The sequence below is a fragment of the Aeromonas sobria genome (assembly GCF_050266975.1).
In the GTDB taxonomy this organism is placed as follows: domain Bacteria; phylum Pseudomonadota; class Gammaproteobacteria; order Enterobacterales; family Aeromonadaceae; genus Aeromonas; species Aeromonas sobria_B.
Map to the genome: position 1 here is coordinate 138,138 of NZ_JBKISU010000004.1, position 15,685 is coordinate 153,822.

Sequence of the window (15,685 nt, forward strand, 5' to 3'; positions counted from 1 at the left end):
ATTGGCCCGTTTACACTATGGGGAACTTCAACACTGGTCGGGGAATAAACTTGAACCGGGTTACAAAGCAGCTAAGTGTATCACGACTCTTCGGCATCCTACTCGCGGCCTTGCTGCTCGCGGGTTGTGCGTCGGAACCCAATCAACCGTCAGGGCAGGAAGGGGGCCTCTCCGCCTTCGCCAAACTGACCCAGACCCCGGATGCCTATCTCGCCAAGGTGGACCCGGCCAAGCCGGACGAAGCCTTCATCTGGCAGGCCCTGGCCGCTCGCAGTTATCTGGCCCAGGGCCAGATCAATCCGGCCCAGGCCCTGTTGCAGCAGTTGCAAAAGCAGGCAAAAACCCCGCAGCAGCAAGCTCAGGCCCAGCTGCTGGAGGCTCATCTGCTGCTGGCCCAGGGCAATGCCAACCAGGCCTTGATCCTGCTGGAGGCCAAGCCAGCGGTGGCGCTCGATGGCGATACCCAGCGTGACTGGTATCGTCAACGCACCGTGCTGCAGCTCGACATCAACAACAAGTTTGGCGCCGCCAAGTCATTGATCCTGCTCGAGCCCTACCTGAGCCAGGGGGACATCGCCACCAACCACAAGCAGATCTGGTCCCTGCTCAAAAGCATGACCCCCTCCACCCTGCTGGCGCTGGAAGAGGCGCCTGCCCCTGATGTGGTCACCGGCTGGCTGCGACTGGCGGCCCTGGTCAACGAGTTTGGCGCCCAGCCGAGCCAGCTGGCCCGCCAGCTCGATGGCTGGAAGCGTGACTTCCCGAACCACCCCGCCCAGCAGGACATGCCGGCCGGTCTCGGCGACCTGGCCAGCACGGCGGGGCTTGCTCCCCAGCAGATCGCCGTCCTGCTGCCCCTGTCCGGCAATCTGGAACAGCAGGGGTCGGCTATTCGCAACGGCATGCTGATGTCCTACAAGGAGCAGGGCGGACAATACAGCCTGAACTTCTACGACACTCAGACCAAGGCCGTCGGCGATCTCTACCGGCAAGCCCTCCAGGATGGCGCCGACATGATCATAGGCCCCCTGCTCAAGGACAGGGTCGACGAGCTGCTCAAGCTCAACCCGACCGTGCCCGTGCTCGCCCTGAACGAGCTGGACAAGCCAGTGGTCAATGACAATACCTTCTACTTCTCCCTCTCCGCCGCCGCCGATGCGAGCCAGGCCGCCAGCTACCTGTTTGGCCAGGGCTATCGCAAGCCCTTGCTCATCGCCGCCCAGGGCCGCATCGGCTATGGCAGCATCAAGGCGTTCGAGCAGACCTGGAACGGCCTGAGCCAGGACAAGCCGGTGGTCGCCACCTTTGGCTCGCGCAAGGAAGTACCCGGCATGGTGAAGAATGCCCTCAGTGGCCGCTCCACCGCCCGGGCCGGCGAGATAGTGCAGCTCAGCGATGAGACGCCCCGCAGCATAGACGTGGTTTACCTGGTCGCCAACAACCTGGAGACCCGGATGGTGAAGCCCTATGTGGATATCTCGGTCAATCCCATGGGCAGCCTGCCCATCTACACTGGGCCGCGCGGTTATGACAGCGGCGCCACCGAGGTCACCTCCGAGCTCAACGGCCTGCACATCGGCGACATGCCGCTGATGCTGGGCGAATTCAACGAGCTGCGCGGCAAGGCACAGCTGCTCTGGCCACAGACCCAGGGCGATCTGCTGCGCCTGTTCGCCCTCGGCTATGACGCCATCAGCCTGAGCCCCAACCTGATGCAAATGCGCAGCGTCGGCGCCATGAAGCAGGCGGGCCTGAGCGGCCAGCTCAGCGTCGGCCCGGACGGGGTGATACAGCGTGAACAGAGCTGGGCCACCTATCGGGATGGCTCCCTGCTCGACGCCGCCGGCAACCCCATCGGCATGGCGCAACCCCAGCTCCCCGACACCCCGGAGTCCAGCGATGAAGAACCGGCTCAAGCCCCTGATGCAGCGTTGCCTGAACCTGTTTCAGACGCCGCAGACACCGGGTCAACACTTTGAGTCAGCCGCGGCGGACTGGTTGCAGGCCCGGGGCCTGCAACTGATCAGCCGCAACTACCGCTGCCGGGGTGGTGAACTGGATCTCATCATGCGCCAGGGCGAAACCCTGGTGTTTGTCGAGGTCAGATACCGGGCCGATGGCGGCCATGGCGGCGCCGCCGCCTCGGTCACCCCTGCCAAACGGCGCAAGCTCATGCTGGCCGCGCGCCACTATTTGACGCACCATGGCATCAACGAGGCCAGCCAGGCCTGTCGATTCGATGTGCTGGCGTTCGAGGGCAACCAGCCTGACTGGATCCAGAACGCATTTTAAGAGGACCCTATGACAGATCGCATCAAAGAGAATTACACGGAAAGCATTCAAACCAAGATCGCCGCCGCCGAGGCGCTGCCGGATGCCATTCACACCGCCGCCCAGATGATCACCATCTGCCTGCTCAACGGCCACAAGGTGCTGGCCTGCGGCAATGGTCCCTCCGCCGCCTTGGCCCAGTTGTTTATCAGTGAGCTGGTCAACTGCTATGAGACCCAGCGCCCCTCCCTGCCCGGCATGGCCCTGACGGCAGACATGGCAACCATCAGCGCCGTCGCCACCGACCATGGCTTCGAGGAGGTCTATGCCAAGCAGATCCGCGCCCTGGGCCAACCCGGCGACATCCTGGTGGTCATCACCACCACGGGCAACAGCCGCAGCCTGATCAAGGCCGCCGAGGCCGCCCTCTCCCGCGACATGACCATAGTCGTGCTCGGGGGCGGCGATGGTGGCGAGATGGCCGGCCTGCTCGGCCCGAATGACGTGGAGATCCGGGTTCCCTCCTCCCGCCGGCCACGCATTCTGGAAGTCAACCTGTTGACCCTGCACTGCCTGTGTGATCTCATCGATCAGACGCTTTTCCCGCAACAAGAGGACTGACATCTTGAAAAAGACCATGATAATGGCCTTGGTGACCGGCACCCTGCTGCTGCAAGGCTGTGCGGCCGTGCTGGTCGGCGGCGCCGCCGGCACCGCAACGAGCGCGGGGGATCGCCGCACCCTGAGCACCCAGTGGGACGATCAGGCCATCGAGCTGAAAGCGGCCAACCTGCTGGCCGACAACAAGGCGCTCTCTGCGGCCAGCAAGATCAGTGTCTACAGCAACAACGGCCGCGTGCTGCTGGTCGGCCAGACGCCGACCGATGCCTACAAGCTGGCGGCGGGTCAGACGGTCGGCCGCATCGAGGGGGCGCGTCACGTCTACAACGAGCTGCGCCTGGGCAAGCCGGTGAGCATAGCCACCCGCAGCAACGACTCCTGGATCACCTCCAAGGTCCGTGCCGACATGCTGGCCACCAAGAACTTCGACAGCACCAAGGTCAAGGTGGTCACCGAAAATGGCGAGGTATTCCTGATAGGCCTGGTGACCCGCAAGGAGGGGGAGCAGTCGGTCGAGATTGCCCGCCACGTCAGTGGCGTCACCCGGGTCATCAAGGCATTCGAATACGCCCAGTGAGCCCCCTGAATAGAAAAACGCAGCCCATGGGCTGCGTTTTTTATTGGTTTCAGGCGATCACTTGATGACCTTGAGACTCGGTCTGCCGCTCGGCCGTGGCGGCTCGGGATCCGGCAGTTCCTGATCCTGTGCCTGCTCCAGCCAGAGATCATAGCCAGGCTCGGGCGGGAACAGGGTGCCCACACCGTTCTCCCTGGCATGGATGGCCAGGATGGCCGCCATCGGGATATAGACCTGCTGGGATACGCCACCGAAACGGGCGCTGAAGCTGACCGCATCATTGTCCATGTGGAACTGCATCACCGCCCGCGGCGCTATGTTCAGCACTATCTGCCCATCCTGGGCATACTGCAGGGGCACCTGCACATGGGGGATGTTGACGTTCACCACCAGGTGCGGGGTCAGGTCATTGTCCAGCAGCCAATCGAAGAACGCCCGCAACAGGTACGGGCGACTCGGCGTCATTGTCGGTTCCATGCTCATACGCCGGCGCGGATCTCGCGCTCGGCTTCGGTCAGGGAAGCCTGGAAGGATTCACGCTCGAACAGGCGAACCATGTAGGCTTTCAGCTCTTTCGCGCCACGGCCACCCAGATCGATGCCCAGGCTCGGCAGACGCCACAGCAAGGGGGCCATGTAGCAGTCGACCAGACCGAACTCTTCGCTCATGAAGTAAGGCATTTCGCCGAAGATGGGCGCGATGGCCAGCAGGTTGTCCCGCAGCTCGTTGCGTGCCGCCTCGACATCGTTACCCGCCAGGATCTTGTCTGCCAGCGAGTACCAGTCCAGCTCGATGCGATGCATCATCAGACGGCTGTTGCCACGGGCGACCGGGTAGACCGGCATCAGCGGCGGATGAGGGAAGCGCTCGTCCAGATACTCCATGATGATGCGCGAGGTGTAGAGCGCAAGCTCACGATCCACCAGGGTCGGAACGGAGTTGTAGGGGTTCAGCTCCGCCAGTTCATCCGGCAGGTTGCTCGGGTCAACCTGGCAGATATCTACGCTAACACCCTTCTCCGCCAGGACAATGCGCACCTGATGGCTGAACATATCGTTGGCACCGGAAAACAGCGTCATTACCGAACGCTTATTGGCAGCTACAGCCATTGAACCCTCCCGTCATTAAAAAGCAGAAACGGCAATGAAGTAGCTTGGACCTCATTGCCGTGCATTATATTACTCGGATCTGGTCGCTTAGTGAACGTCGCGCCAGAATTCCTTCTTCAACAGCACAGTGAAGATGAAGAAGATAGCGATAAAACCCAGCACCCAGAAGCCCATGCGTTCGCGCTCCAGTTTGACCGGCTCAGCCGAGTAGACCAAGAAGTTTACCAGATCCAGCACCGTCTGATCATACTCTTCGTTCGTCATTTCACCATTGCCGTCGGATTTGATGCCGACAACCTCGTGCACCTCCTGGCCATCGACCAGACGGGTCTCCTGTTCCAGACGCGGCGTGCCCTGGAGCGGCTCCAGCACGTGGGGCATGCCCACGGACGGGAACACCAGGTTGTTCACCCCGAACGGACGGGTCTCGTCCACGTAGAAGGAGCGCAGGTACGTGTAAATCCAGTCAGCGCCACGCACCCGGGCAACCAGGGTCAAGTCCGGCGGCGGAGCACCGAACCAGCGGGCCGCATCCTTCTCGGCGATGGAGCTCTTCATCAGATCTCCCACCTTGGCGCCGTTGAAGATGAGGTTGTCCCGCATCAGATCTTCGGGAATGTCTAGATCCGCGGCCACCCGGTTGTAACGCTGGTACTGGGTCGAGTGGCAGCCGGCGCAATAGTTCATGAAGGTGGTGGCGCCGCGCTGCAGGGATGCCTTGTCGCTCAGATCATAGTGAGCCGTGTCCAGTGGCACGCTGGTTCCCGCCGCCATGGCCAACCCGGGCAGCAGCGCGAGCACAGCAAAGATTATCCTTTTCATTTGAATGTGACCCTCTCCGGCAGCGGCTTGGTGTTTTCATTTTTGCTGTAGAAGAACAGCAGGACAAAGAACCCGAAGTAGCCGAGTGAACAGATCTGTGCGATCAGCGTCAGGGTCGGCGTGGAGGGCAGCACCCCCAACACCCCGAGGATGAAGAAGCAGACCACAAACTGAGCGATGTTCAGCTTGTGCAGCATGCTGCGGTAGCGCACCGAACGTACCTTGCAGCGATCCAGCCAGGGCAGCAGGAACAGCACCACGATGGAGAGCCCCATCATGATGACGCCGAGCAGCTTGTCCGGTACCGCCCGCAAGATGGCGTAGAAGGGGGTGAAGTACCAGACCGGGGCAATGTGCTCCGGGGTCTTCAGGCCATTGGCCACTTCAAAGTTCGGCTTCTCGAGGAAATAGCCCCACATGTCCGGTTTGAAGAAGATGATGGCGCAGAAGAAGAACAGGAAGCCGGCCACGCCGATCATGTCCTTGACCGTGAAGTAGGGATGGAAAGCGACGGCGTCCAGCGGCCAGCCGTTCTCATCCTTGTGCTTCTTGATGTCGATGCCATCCGGGTTGTTGGAGCCCACCTCGTGCAACGCCAGGATGTGCATGGCCACCAGCAGCACCAGCACCAGCGGCAAGGCGATGACATGGAGCGCAAAGAAGCGGTTCAGGGTAGCCCCCGAGATGACGTAGTCTCCGCGGATCCACAGGGTCAGATCGTCGCCGATGACCGGAATGGCACCAAACAGCGAGATGATGACCTGGGCACCCCAGAAGGACATCTGGCCCCAGGGCAGCAGGTAGCCCATGAAGGCTTCCGCCATCAGCACCAGGAAGATCAGCATGCCGAAGATCCACAGCAGCTCGCGGGGCTTCTGGTAAGAGCCGTAGATGAGACCACGGAACATGTGCAGATAGACCACCACGAAGAAGGCAGAGGCACCGGTACTGTGCATGTAGCGCAGCAACCAGCCGTAATCCACGTCGCGCATGATGTATTCGACGGAGGCAAAGGCGCCTTCCGCCGACGGGTTGTAGTTCATGGTCAGCCAGATGCCGGTGATGATCTGGTTGACCAGCACCAACATGGCAAGGGAACCGAAAAAGTACCAGAAGTTCAGGTTTTTCGGCGCTGGGTACTTGGCCATATGATCGTTGTACATGGCCGTGAGCGGGAAACGATAGTCAATCCAGCCCATCAATTTGGCAAACATGGTCAGGCCTCCTTGCCATCGGCACCGACCAGGATGGTGGTGTCGTTGAGATACTGGTACGGCGGGATCACCAGGTTCAGCGGAGCCGGAACTCCCTGGAACACGCGACCGGCCATGTCAAACTTGGAGCCATGACAAGGGCAGAAAAAGCCAGAGCTGACCCCCTCGACCTGCTCGCCGAAGCTGTCCGGCAGATAGGACGGGGAACAACCCAGATGGGTACAGATACCGACTGCCACGAAGATTTCAGGCTTGATGGAGCGATATTCGTTGTGAGCGTAATCTGGCTGCTGGGGTTCGTCAGAGTTGGGGTCACGCAACAGCTTGTCGTGGGTAGGCAGGCCATCCAGCGTCTGCTTGGTACGATTGACCACCCAGACCGGCTTGCCGCGCCATTCAACGCGAATGAGTTGACCCGGTTCCAACTTGCTGATGTCGACTTCAACCGGAGCACCTGCGGCCTTGGCCTTGGCACTCGGGTTCCATGATTTTATAAACGGCACTGCGGTAAAAGCAGCCCCTACCCCACCAACGGCGACCGTTGACCAGGTAAGAAATCTGCGGCGACCGGTATCAACTGGCGCATTGCTCATCCAAAAACTCTCCCATGTGGACTCCGCGCATTCTTATAATGTCCCTGTTCCCCTGTGACAACAGCGGCGGAAGCAGGAGTTACAATTGTCACAGAAAAATCGAGGAAATTTTAAAGAAAAGATAACAAGTTGACAAGAAAGACAAGCGGAGGGCAAAAACAATAAAGACACAAATTTTTGTCTTTTGTGACGTGAGGTTAGCAATGGCGTGCAAAATGTTACGCATAAAAAAAGCCTGGCGGTCGCCAGGCTTTTTTGACACTCGAAAGAGTGAGTACCAAAAGCGAATTAACGCTTGGAGTACTGCGGACGCTTACGAGCTTTGTGCAGACCGACTTTCTTACGCTCAACCTTACGGGCATCGCGAGTAACAAAGCCTGCTTTACGCAGTTCGGAACGCAGGGTTTCATCGTACTGCATCAGAGCACGAGTAATACCGTGGCGGATCGCACCAGCTTGACCGGAGATGCCACCACCGTTAACGGTGATGTACAGATCCAGTTTCTCGGTCATCTCAACCAGTTCCAGCGGCTGACGAACTACCATGCGGGCAGTCGGACGACCGAAGTACTGCTCCAGGGAGCGCTGGTTGATTACGATTTTACCGCTACCCGCTTTGATAAATACGCGAGCAGTGGAGCTTTTGCGACGGCCGGTACCGTAGTATTGATTTTCTGCCATGTTGCCAGTTCCCGATTAGATATCCAGTACTTGAGGTTGCTGAGCAGCATGAGCGTGCTCGGCGCCTGCGTAAACTTTCAGTTTACGGAACATGGCACGGCCCAGCGGGCCCTTCGGCAGCATGCCTTTAACAGCAGCTTCGATAACCATTTCCGGTTTACGCTGAATCAGCTTGTCAAAGCTGATTGACTTGATACCACCCGGGAAACCGGAGTGAGCGTGGTACATTTTGTCGGTAAATTTCTTACCGGTTACGTGTACCTTCTCGGCGTTTACCACGATGATATAATCACCGGTGTCAACGTGCGGAGTGTACTCGGCTTTGTGCTTACCACGCAGACGAGCAGCGATCTCGGTTGCGATACGACCCAGAGTTTTACCTTCTGCGTCCACAATGTACCAGTCACGTTTTACGGTTTCTGGCTTGGCAACGAAAGTTTTCATTAAGTTAAACCCAATTACCTGTTACAGACCCAATTGCTTATGGGGGCTCTCCCACAAACAACAAACGATGGCCTACCTGTACCCCTTCGAATACAAGTAAAGCTTTAAAGTATTGCTGTCTTATCGACAGCTGTAACGTGGGCCGGGCGATTATAAGTGAAGTTGCCTTAAATATCACCTGCTAATTTCACTGCCATGAAGCTAGCAAATGTCGCCCGGCCCTACCTGCCGCAGATACCCATCCGACTGGCAGGCGCGGTATTGTGACTAAGGAAGGTGCACTCTGGCAAGGTATTCGTGCGATTGCATCTCTTGCAGCCGTGAAAGACAGCGCCGGAACTCGAAGTTGAGCAAGCCGCTGCCATAGAGCTCGGCCATGGGAACCGCGGCCGAGACGATGAGTTTGACGTGCCGCTCGTAGAACTCGTCCACCATGGCGATGAAGCGGCGCGCCGCATCGTCTGAGCCCGCCCCCATGGGTTGGACTCCGGCCAGCAAGACGGTGTGGAACAGCCGCGACAACTCTATGTAGTCCCCCTGGGAGCGTGCGGTGCAGCAGAGCTCGTCGAAGCTGATGTAGAGCACGCCTTCCTCGGCACCCAGGCAGTTCAGTTGGCGGTGGTTGATCTCTATGGTGCCTGGCTGCGCCTGCTTCTTACCCGCCAACTGCTGAAAATAGCGATCCAGGTTGGTCCTCGCCTGGGTGTCGAGGGGATAATGATAGATCTCGGCCTGCTCCAGGGTTCGCAGCCGGTAATCGACCCCGCCATCGACGTTGAGGATCTCGCAATGCTGCTCGATGAGCGCGATGGCCGGCAGGAAGCGCGCCCGTTGCAGGCCATTGCGATAGAGATCCACGGGGGGGATGTTGGAGGTAGCCACCAGCACCACGCCATGGCCAAACAACGCCTGAAACAGGGTGCCAAGCAGCATGGCATCCGTGATGTCGGAGACAAAAAACTCGTCAAAACAGATGATGTCCGTCTCATCGGCCAGGCGACGCGCGATGATCAGCAGGGGATCGGCCTGCCCGGTCAGCCCCTTGAGTTCATCGTGCACCCTGTGCATGAAACGGTGGAAGTGGACTCGCAGCTTGCGCTCCCCCGGCAGGCTGTCGAAGAAGGTATCCATCAGCCAGGTCTTGCCTCTGCCCACGCCGCCCCACATATATAACCCCTGGATGGGTTGCCGCGCCCTGGGCTTTTGCCACCACCCCAACAGGCCGCGGGATCTGGTCGGAGTCGGGCGGGCGCAGAAATCCTGATAGAGTCGCTCCAGGTGTGCCACTGCCATCGCCTGGGCCGGATCGGCCTGAAAATCAGCGCGTTGCAGATCTTGCTGATATTTTTGCTGCGGGGTCATCCTGTCAAACGCCTCCAAGTCCCTGAATTGAGGACAAAAGGGTATCACGGCCTCGGGGCGCACGGTATAGTGCCCCCAGGTCTGACGGCCATCCTGAGCCGTCATCCACATGTTGAATCTGCTGTAACAAGGAGCATCTATGAGTCTGTTAAATGGGATACTGCTGGCCATCGCCGCCCTGATTATCGGAGTCCTGATCGGTCGTTTTACCGTGCGCAGCCGCGATGCCGGTCGCCTCGAGCGCGAACTCAACACCGCCCGCAAGGACATGGAGAACTACCAAGGCCAGATCAACAACCACTTTGCCGACAGTGCCGCCCTGATGGAACAGCTGGCCGAGCAGTATCAGACCCTGTATCGCCACATGGCCGAGCAGAGCAAGTTCCTGGCCAAGGCCGAGGAGCCACTGTTCCGCGAGCCGGAAGTGGAAGCCGCTCCCGCCGACGAGGAAGCGAATCAGGGCCTGCCCCCGCGGGACTACGCCGGCAGCGCCTCCGGTCTGCTGAAGCAATCCAGTTGACACGTTTCGGGAACTAATCCCTTGATCTGCGGTCAGATCCTTGGCGAAAGCACAGTCAATTAACTGGGAGCTGTTATTCATATGCGTAAACCTCTTTCTCTGCTCAGCGTGCTAGCCCTCAGCGTCGGTATCGCCCTCTCTGCGGCCCCCGCCCAGGCGGCACTGCCCTCCCTGATGGGCAATCAGGATATTCCGAGTCTGGCCCCGGTGCTGGAACAGGTGACCCCTGCCGTGGTCAACATCTCCGTCTCCGGCAAGAAGATCACCAGACAGCGTCTGCCCGAGCAGTTCCGCTTCTTCTTCGGCCCCAACATGCCCAATGAACAGGTGAGCGAGCAGCCCTTCCAGGCGCTCGGGTCCGGGGTCATCATCGATGCCAAGAAGGGTTACGTGATCACCAACGCCCACGTGATCCACGAGGCGGACGAGATCAAGGTCAGCCTGAAGGATGGCCGCGAGTTTACCGCCAAGAAGATCGGTGAAGACAAGCAGTCCGACATCGCCCTGCTGCAGATCAAGAGCGATGACCTGACCGCCATCAAGCTGGCGGACTCCGACGATCTGAGGGTCGGCGATTATGCCCTGGCCATCGGCAACCCGTTCGGTCTGGGCCAGACGGTCACCTCCGGCATCGTCTCCGCCCTGGGCCGCAGCGGCCTCAATATCGAGAACTTCGAGAATTTCATCCAGACCGATGCGGCCATCAACTCGGGCAACTCGGGCGGCGCCCTGCTCAACCTGCGTGGCGAGCTTATCGGCATCAACACCGCCATCCTTGGCCCCAATGGCGGCAACATCGGCATCGGCTTCGCCATCCCGTCCAACATGGTGCGCGACCTGTCCGAGCAGATCATCAAGTATGGCGAGGTGCGTCGCGGCCAGCTGGGCATCACGGGCGCCGAACTGACCTCTGATCTAGCCAAGACCTTTGGTTCCACCAAGCAGAATGGCGCCTTCGTCAACCAGGTCATGCCGGACTCGGCCGCCGACAAGGCTGGCATCAAGGCCGGTGACATCATCTCCAGCATCGATGGCAAGGCCATCCGCTCGTTCGGGGAGCTGCGTGCCAAGATCGCCACCATGGGCGCGGGCAAGCAGGTCACCCTCGGCATAGTGCGCGATGGCAAGGAGGAGAGCGTCAAGGTCACCCTGAAACAGGCCGATGACAGCGAGGTGCGCGCCAGCGCCCTGCATCCCGCCCTGGAAGGTGCCAAACTCAGCACCACCACGGATCCGGTGACCGGCGTCGCCGTGTCCGACATCGATGCCCGCTCCCCGGCGGCCGCGTCCGGCCTGCAGAAGGGGGACGTGATCATCGGGGTCAACCGGCTGAGGGTGAACACCCTGGCCGACCTGACCAAGGCGCTGAAGAACAAGCCGGATGTGCTGGCCCTCAACATCCAGCGGGGCGACTCCTCCCTCTATCTGGTGATCCGCTAGGGCCACATCCCTTACTTGTAGCCTCCATCACCCGCGACCCAGGTCGCGGGTGATTTTTATTCATCGTTAGTGTTATTCTCTGCTGGCAGCGACCAGCAATGAGAATGACATGAAAATCCCACCTCTGATCAGTTACTTGGGCAAGTCGATCGCCTTTGGCCTCATGGTCGCAGCCCTGTTGCTGTTATTCTTTCCCACCCTCAGAGGCGGCGCCCTGCTGCCCGACCTCATCAGCAACAGCCGGGAGATGAGTTTCTCCTATGCCGCCCACCGTGCCGGCCCTGCCGTGGTCAACATCTATACCCGCAGCTTTGCCGGCGCCCGCGGCGAGAAGGCGGAACTGAGACCTCAGGGGCTGGGCTCCGGGGTCATCATGAACCAGCGCGGCCATGTGCTGACCAACTACCATGTCATCGCCGACGCGGACCAGATCATCGTCGCGCTGCAAGATGGCCGCGTGTTCAGCGCCGAACTGGTGGGAACCGATCGCCTGACCGACCTCGCCGTGCTCTACATCGAATCGGACAACCTGCCGGTGATCCCACAGGATCCCGAACTGCGCCCGGACGTGGGGGACGTGGTGCTCGCCATCGGCAACCCCTACAACGTCGGCCAGACCATCACCCAGGGCATCATCAGCGCCACCGGCCGTCTCGGCCTCTCCAGCATGGGACCCGATAGCAACGGCCGCCAGGATCTGCTGCAGACCGACGCCGCCATCAACGAAGGCAACTCGGGTGGCGCTCTGGTCAATGCCAACGGTGATCTGGTCGGCATCAACACCGCCGCCTACCACCTCAACGGCAACCAGGAGAGCTACGGCATCAGCTTCGCCATTCCCTATCGCCTCGCCAAGCGCATCATGGACGAGCTGATCACCAACGGCCGGGTCATCCGCGGCTACCTCGGCATCTCCAGCGTCGAGATCAACCCCATAGTGGCGCGCATGATGAACCTCGGCGATCTGCGCGGTCTGGTGGTGGAGAGCCTGGATCCCGCCGGCCCCGCCGCCAAGGGCGGCCTGAGGCGCGGGGACGTCCTGCTCAAGATCAACGGCGAGGCCATCAGCGGGGTGCGGGCCGCCATGGACAAGATTGTCGAGAGTCGCCCGGGCACCCAGATGAAGATCTCCGTCATCCGCGACGGCAAGCCCTTCGAGCTGACCGTCATCATAGAGGAAGATCTGCGCTACCAGAATCAGCAGGCCGCCAGCGCGGCAGGGGCCAGCTGACCCCAGACTCCCGCGGGCGGCCCCTCGCCGTCCGCCCCGCCTCGCGCCGACAACATGATCCGGCTCACACTCTCACCCGGCTCCTGGTGCGCCCCCTCCCTTGCACCATCGATGAATCCCTCACAGATCCCCATGCGGCTGCTCGACGGGGGCAACGCCACCTTCCGGGTGCTGGAGGCCAGCATACGCCGGGAATACCCCCAACTGAGGCTCACCAGCCTGGACTCGGTGCGCGAGTATGAGGCCCTGATGCGGCTGGAGCAGGACTTCGTCATCAGCACAGTGAGGGTGAGCGATAAGGGGGTGCCCGTGGTCCAGGTCGCCCCCTTCCCGACCCAGTATCAGCTGGAGCGGCTCGGCAAGCTGGTGCTGATCGATCGCACTCGCCCCTACCTGCTCGACAAGTATCTCAGCGAGGAGCACTTCCTGATCCTGGATGCCCCCTGACCCAGCAGCAGCTGCTGGATCGGGTGTGCAGCCAGCTGGAGGCGGAGGAGAGGGTCGAACCCGGCTTTCGCGCCTCCCTGTTCGAACGTGAAGCCATCGTCTCCACCATGCTGGGGAACGGCATGGCCCTGCCCCACGCCCTCGGGCTGCTGGCCAAGCGCACTTGTGTCTATACGGTACTCGCGCCCCAGGGCATAGAGTGGGGCAATGGCGAGATCGCCAGCCTCAGCTTCGTGCTGGCCATCAGCAAGCGGGACCATGAGGAGGCCATGGGCCTGTACGATCGCTTCATCAGGCTGATGAACGAAAAGGCCAGCAAGAGTCAGCTGGCCTGTGGGGATTTTGCCAGTTTCAAGGCGCTGGCTCGCACCGGGCCTCACTAGCGGAGCCCATTACTCCTCATTGAACCCCGAGGTGAACAGGGCCACCACGGCGGCCAGGGCCGCCTCTTCCTGGGGCCCCTCGGCTTGCACCTCCACCCGCTTGCCCTGGGCCGAGTCCAGCATCAGCATGCCGATGACGCTGTCGGCATCGGCCTCGACCCCCTCTTCGTTACGCAGCAGCACATGGGCATCGAAACCCTGTACCAGTTCGAACAGCATCATGGCCGGGCGCGCATGCATGCCCAGCTTGTTCTTCACTTCTACCGAGGCGGAGACTGTCATCTGACCTCCCGTTGCGCCATCAATGTTGCGGATCCCGTTTGTCGAGGGTGCGATGGCGGATCTGCACGTTCTTGCCGAGCCCCTCGAAGGTCCGCGCCAGCTGTTCGGCGATGAACACGGATCTGTGCTGGCCGCCGGTGCAGCCAATCCCGACCGTGAGATAGCTGCGGTTGTTGCGCTCCAGGGCCGGCAACCAGGTCGCCAGCATGTTCTCGATCTGCAGGGTGAACTGCATCACGTCGGGCTGGCTCGCCAGATAGCGGGCCACCGGCTCATCCTTGCCGGTGAACGGCTTGAGCTCGGGGATCCAGTGGGGATTGGGCAGGAAGCGGGCATCGAACACGAAGTCGGCATCCTTGGGAATGCCGTACTTGAAGCCGAACGACTCGAACACCAGCACCAGCTCATTCTCCTTCTTGCCGAGCACCCGGGTCTTGATGAGCTCGCTGAGGTCATGAATGCTGAGGCTGGTGGTGTCGATGCGTAGGTCGGCGCTCGCCGAGATCGGCGCCAGCAGATGGGTCTCTTCGCGGATCGCCTCGTCCAAGGAGAGGCGCTTGCGAGAGAGGGGGTGCAGGCGACGGCTCTCGCCGTAACGCTTGAGCAGGGTGCTGTTCTCCGCATCGAAGAAGAAGCTGCTGTATTGCACCCGACCATCGCCGCGCACCTGGGCCAGCAGGGTCTCCAGCCGCTCCGGATCACCGGGCAGGTTGCGCACGTCTATGCTGACCGCCAGCTTGTCGTACTGGCGCTCGACCGAGACGATCAGCTGAGGCAGCAGATTGACCGGCAGATTGTCGACACAGTAATACCCGAGATCTTCCAGTACCCGCAACGCAACGGTCTTGCCGGAACCGGAGCGGCCACTGACTACGATAAGCTGCATCTTGCAACCTCCACAGCGACGAGTTGATTAGCGAGGGCGACTGCCCATCAGGCGGAGATCATGATCTGGTAGAGATCATCATCGCTGGCAGCCTGGCGCAGCTGGCGGCAGACCGCCTTGTCACCCAATTTGGCGGCCATCAGGGAGAGGGTCTTGAGATGCTGCTTGCACTCACTCTCCGGCACCAACAAGGCAAAGAGCAGATCGACGGGCTGATTGTCGATGGAATCGAAGGGGATGGGCTCGGCAAAGGTCATCAGCACCGCCGTCGGCGGGAACTCGTCGCCGATGCGGCCATGGGGAATGGCAATGCCGGCACCTATGCCGGTGCTGCCCATCTTCTCGCGGGCAAGCAGACATTCGAACAGGGCCTGGCGCGGGGTACCCAGCCGCTCGGCGGCCAGCTCGCTGATGATTTCCAGGGCGCGTTTCTTGCTGGTACAAGGGACCGCACTTTTGGTGCAGTCCCGACTCAGTATGTGTTCAAGTTGCATGGTTATTTTTGATTTAACTTGTCTTTGTGCTTGATGATCTGTCGATCAAGTTTGTCGAGCAGGGTATCTATCGCGGCGTACATATCCGCGTGTTCCGAGTTGGCGAACACTTCGCCCCCGCTGACGTGTAGCTTGGCTTCGGCAATCTGGTTCAGTTTTTCTACGCTCAACACCACATGAACATTGTTGATGTGGTCAAAGTGACGCTCGAGTTTGGCAAACTTGTTATTCACATAATCACGCAGCGCTTCGGTGATCTCTACGTGGTGTCCGGTCAAGTTAATTTGCATAACGTCTTCCTTCTGTGT

The 15,685-nt window shown here is 60.4% G+C and carries 19 protein-coding genes and 1 pseudogene; 8 read left to right on the plus strand and 12 right to left on the minus strand.

Annotated features, from left to right (window positions below):
- Positions 1–50: 50 nt before the first annotated feature.
- From ACLHZ1_RS03800 to dolP, 4 genes are read left to right on the plus strand one after another with little or no spacing between them, the layout of a single operon-like run.
- Positions 51–1,979 carry a penicillin-binding protein activator gene (locus ACLHZ1_RS03800; RefSeq protein ID WP_427261040.1) on the plus strand — a complete coding sequence of 643 codons (1,929 nt, stop codon included), beginning with the start codon at positions 51–53 and terminating at the stop codon, positions 1,977–1,979.
- A complete protein-coding gene (locus ACLHZ1_RS03805; protein WP_408793861.1) occupies positions 1,900–2,292 on the plus strand; it encodes a YraN family protein in 393 nt (130 codons plus the stop codon). The genes ACLHZ1_RS03800 and ACLHZ1_RS03805 overlap by 80 nt, the downstream gene beginning before the upstream one ends.
- 9 nt (positions 2,293–2,301) lie before the next feature.
- On the plus strand, positions 2,302–2,892 hold the full coding sequence (locus ACLHZ1_RS03810; protein ID WP_042001540.1) for a D-sedoheptulose-7-phosphate isomerase: 591 nt from the start codon (positions 2,302–2,304) through the stop codon (positions 2,890–2,892).
- Between the two features lie 16 nt (positions 2,893–2,908).
- Positions 2,909–3,469 (plus strand): division/outer membrane stress-associated lipid-binding lipoprotein, encoded by a 561-nt coding sequence (gene dolP, locus ACLHZ1_RS03815; RefSeq protein WP_427261057.1) that lies wholly within the window; start codon positions 2,909–2,911, stop codon positions 3,467–3,469.
- Positions 3,470–3,526: 57 nt separating this feature from the next.
- Here the strand turns inward: dolP and ACLHZ1_RS03820 are convergent, their stop codons facing one another.
- The 8 genes from ACLHZ1_RS03820 to zapE all read right to left on the minus strand — a co-directional run bounded on the left by ACLHZ1_RS03820 (position 3,527) and on the right by zapE (position 9,694).
- Entirely contained in the window at positions 3,527–3,952 is a 426-nt protein-coding gene (locus ACLHZ1_RS03820; protein ID WP_408793857.1) for a ClpXP protease specificity-enhancing factor, read from the minus strand.
- Positions 3,949–4,578, minus strand: a complete 630-nt coding sequence (gene sspA, locus ACLHZ1_RS03825) for a stringent starvation protein SspA (RefSeq protein ID WP_042001535.1) — start codon at positions 4,576–4,578, stop codon at positions 3,949–3,951. Before sspA ends, ACLHZ1_RS03820 begins: the two co-directional genes overlap by 4 nt.
- An 87-nt stretch (positions 4,579–4,665) precedes the next feature.
- The gene (locus ACLHZ1_RS03830) at positions 4,666–5,400 is read right to left on the minus strand and encodes a cytochrome c1 (RefSeq protein WP_408793855.1); all 735 of its coding nucleotides are present in this window, start codon (positions 5,398–5,400) and stop codon (positions 4,666–4,668) included.
- Positions 5,397–6,614, minus strand: a complete 1,218-nt coding sequence (locus tag ACLHZ1_RS03835; protein WP_042001529.1) for a cytochrome b — start codon at positions 6,612–6,614, stop codon at positions 5,397–5,399. Before ACLHZ1_RS03835 ends, ACLHZ1_RS03830 begins: the two co-directional genes overlap by 4 nt.
- 2 nt (positions 6,615–6,616) lie before the next feature.
- Positions 6,617–7,207 carry a ubiquinol-cytochrome c reductase iron-sulfur subunit gene (gene petA / locus ACLHZ1_RS03840; protein ID WP_408793853.1) on the minus strand — a complete coding sequence of 197 codons (591 nt, stop codon included), beginning with the start codon at positions 7,205–7,207 and terminating at the stop codon, positions 6,617–6,619.
- Positions 7,208–7,495: 288 nt separating this feature from the next.
- Positions 7,496–7,888 carry a 30S ribosomal protein S9 gene (gene rpsI / locus ACLHZ1_RS03845; RefSeq protein WP_005336286.1) on the minus strand — a complete coding sequence of 131 codons (393 nt, stop codon included), beginning with the start codon at positions 7,886–7,888 and terminating at the stop codon, positions 7,496–7,498.
- Positions 7,889–7,903: 15 nt separating this feature from the next.
- A complete protein-coding gene (rplM, locus tag ACLHZ1_RS03850) occupies positions 7,904–8,332 on the minus strand; it encodes a 50S ribosomal protein L13 (RefSeq protein ID WP_005336289.1) in 429 nt (142 codons plus the stop codon).
- 267 nt (positions 8,333–8,599) lie between these two features.
- Positions 8,600–9,694, minus strand: coding sequence for a cell division protein ZapE (gene zapE / locus ACLHZ1_RS03855; protein WP_427261041.1), 1,095 nt, complete (start codon positions 9,692–9,694; stop codon positions 8,600–8,602).
- Positions 9,695–9,833: 139 nt separating this feature from the next.
- On the opposite strand from zapE, the gene ACLHZ1_RS03860 reads away from it, so the two are divergent.
- The 4 genes and pseudogenes from ACLHZ1_RS03860 to ACLHZ1_RS03875 all read left to right on the plus strand — a co-directional run.
- Entirely contained in the window at positions 9,834–10,214 is a 381-nt protein-coding gene (locus tag ACLHZ1_RS03860) for a YhcB family protein (protein WP_408793849.1), read from the plus strand.
- A gap of 81 nt (positions 10,215–10,295) precedes the next feature.
- Positions 10,296–11,654 (plus strand): DegQ family serine endoprotease, encoded by a 1,359-nt coding sequence (locus tag ACLHZ1_RS03865; protein WP_427261042.1) that lies wholly within the window; start codon positions 10,296–10,298, stop codon positions 11,652–11,654.
- 109 nt (positions 11,655–11,763) lie between these two features.
- The gene (gene degS / locus ACLHZ1_RS03870) at positions 11,764–12,885 is read left to right on the plus strand and encodes an outer membrane-stress sensor serine endopeptidase DegS (RefSeq protein WP_427261043.1); all 1,122 of its coding nucleotides are present in this window, start codon (positions 11,764–11,766) and stop codon (positions 12,883–12,885) included.
- 138 nt (positions 12,886–13,023) lie between these two features.
- Positions 13,024–13,715: pseudogene (locus ACLHZ1_RS03875) on the plus strand (PTS sugar transporter subunit IIA); the annotation flags it as partial.
- Positions 13,716–13,724: 9 nt separating this feature from the next.
- Here ACLHZ1_RS03875 and npr read toward each other — a convergent pair.
- From npr to hpf, 4 genes are read right to left on the minus strand one after another with little or no spacing between them, the layout of a single operon-like run.
- On the minus strand, positions 13,725–13,997 hold the full coding sequence (gene npr / locus ACLHZ1_RS03880) for a PTS phosphocarrier protein NPr (protein ID WP_042001480.1): 273 nt from the start codon (positions 13,995–13,997) through the stop codon (positions 13,725–13,727).
- Between the two features lie 19 nt (positions 13,998–14,016).
- Positions 14,017–14,883 (minus strand): RNase adapter RapZ, encoded by an 867-nt coding sequence (gene rapZ / locus ACLHZ1_RS03885; RefSeq protein WP_042001477.1) that lies wholly within the window; start codon positions 14,881–14,883, stop codon positions 14,017–14,019.
- Between the two features lie 47 nt (positions 14,884–14,930).
- A complete protein-coding gene (gene ptsN / locus ACLHZ1_RS03890) occupies positions 14,931–15,377 on the minus strand; it encodes a PTS IIA-like nitrogen regulatory protein PtsN (protein WP_408793827.1) in 447 nt (148 codons plus the stop codon).
- 2 nt (positions 15,378–15,379) lie between these two features.
- Positions 15,380–15,667 (minus strand): ribosome hibernation promoting factor, encoded by a 288-nt coding sequence (hpf, locus tag ACLHZ1_RS03895; protein WP_042001473.1) that lies wholly within the window; start codon positions 15,665–15,667, stop codon positions 15,380–15,382.
- Between the last annotated feature and the right edge of the window lie 18 nt (positions 15,668–15,685).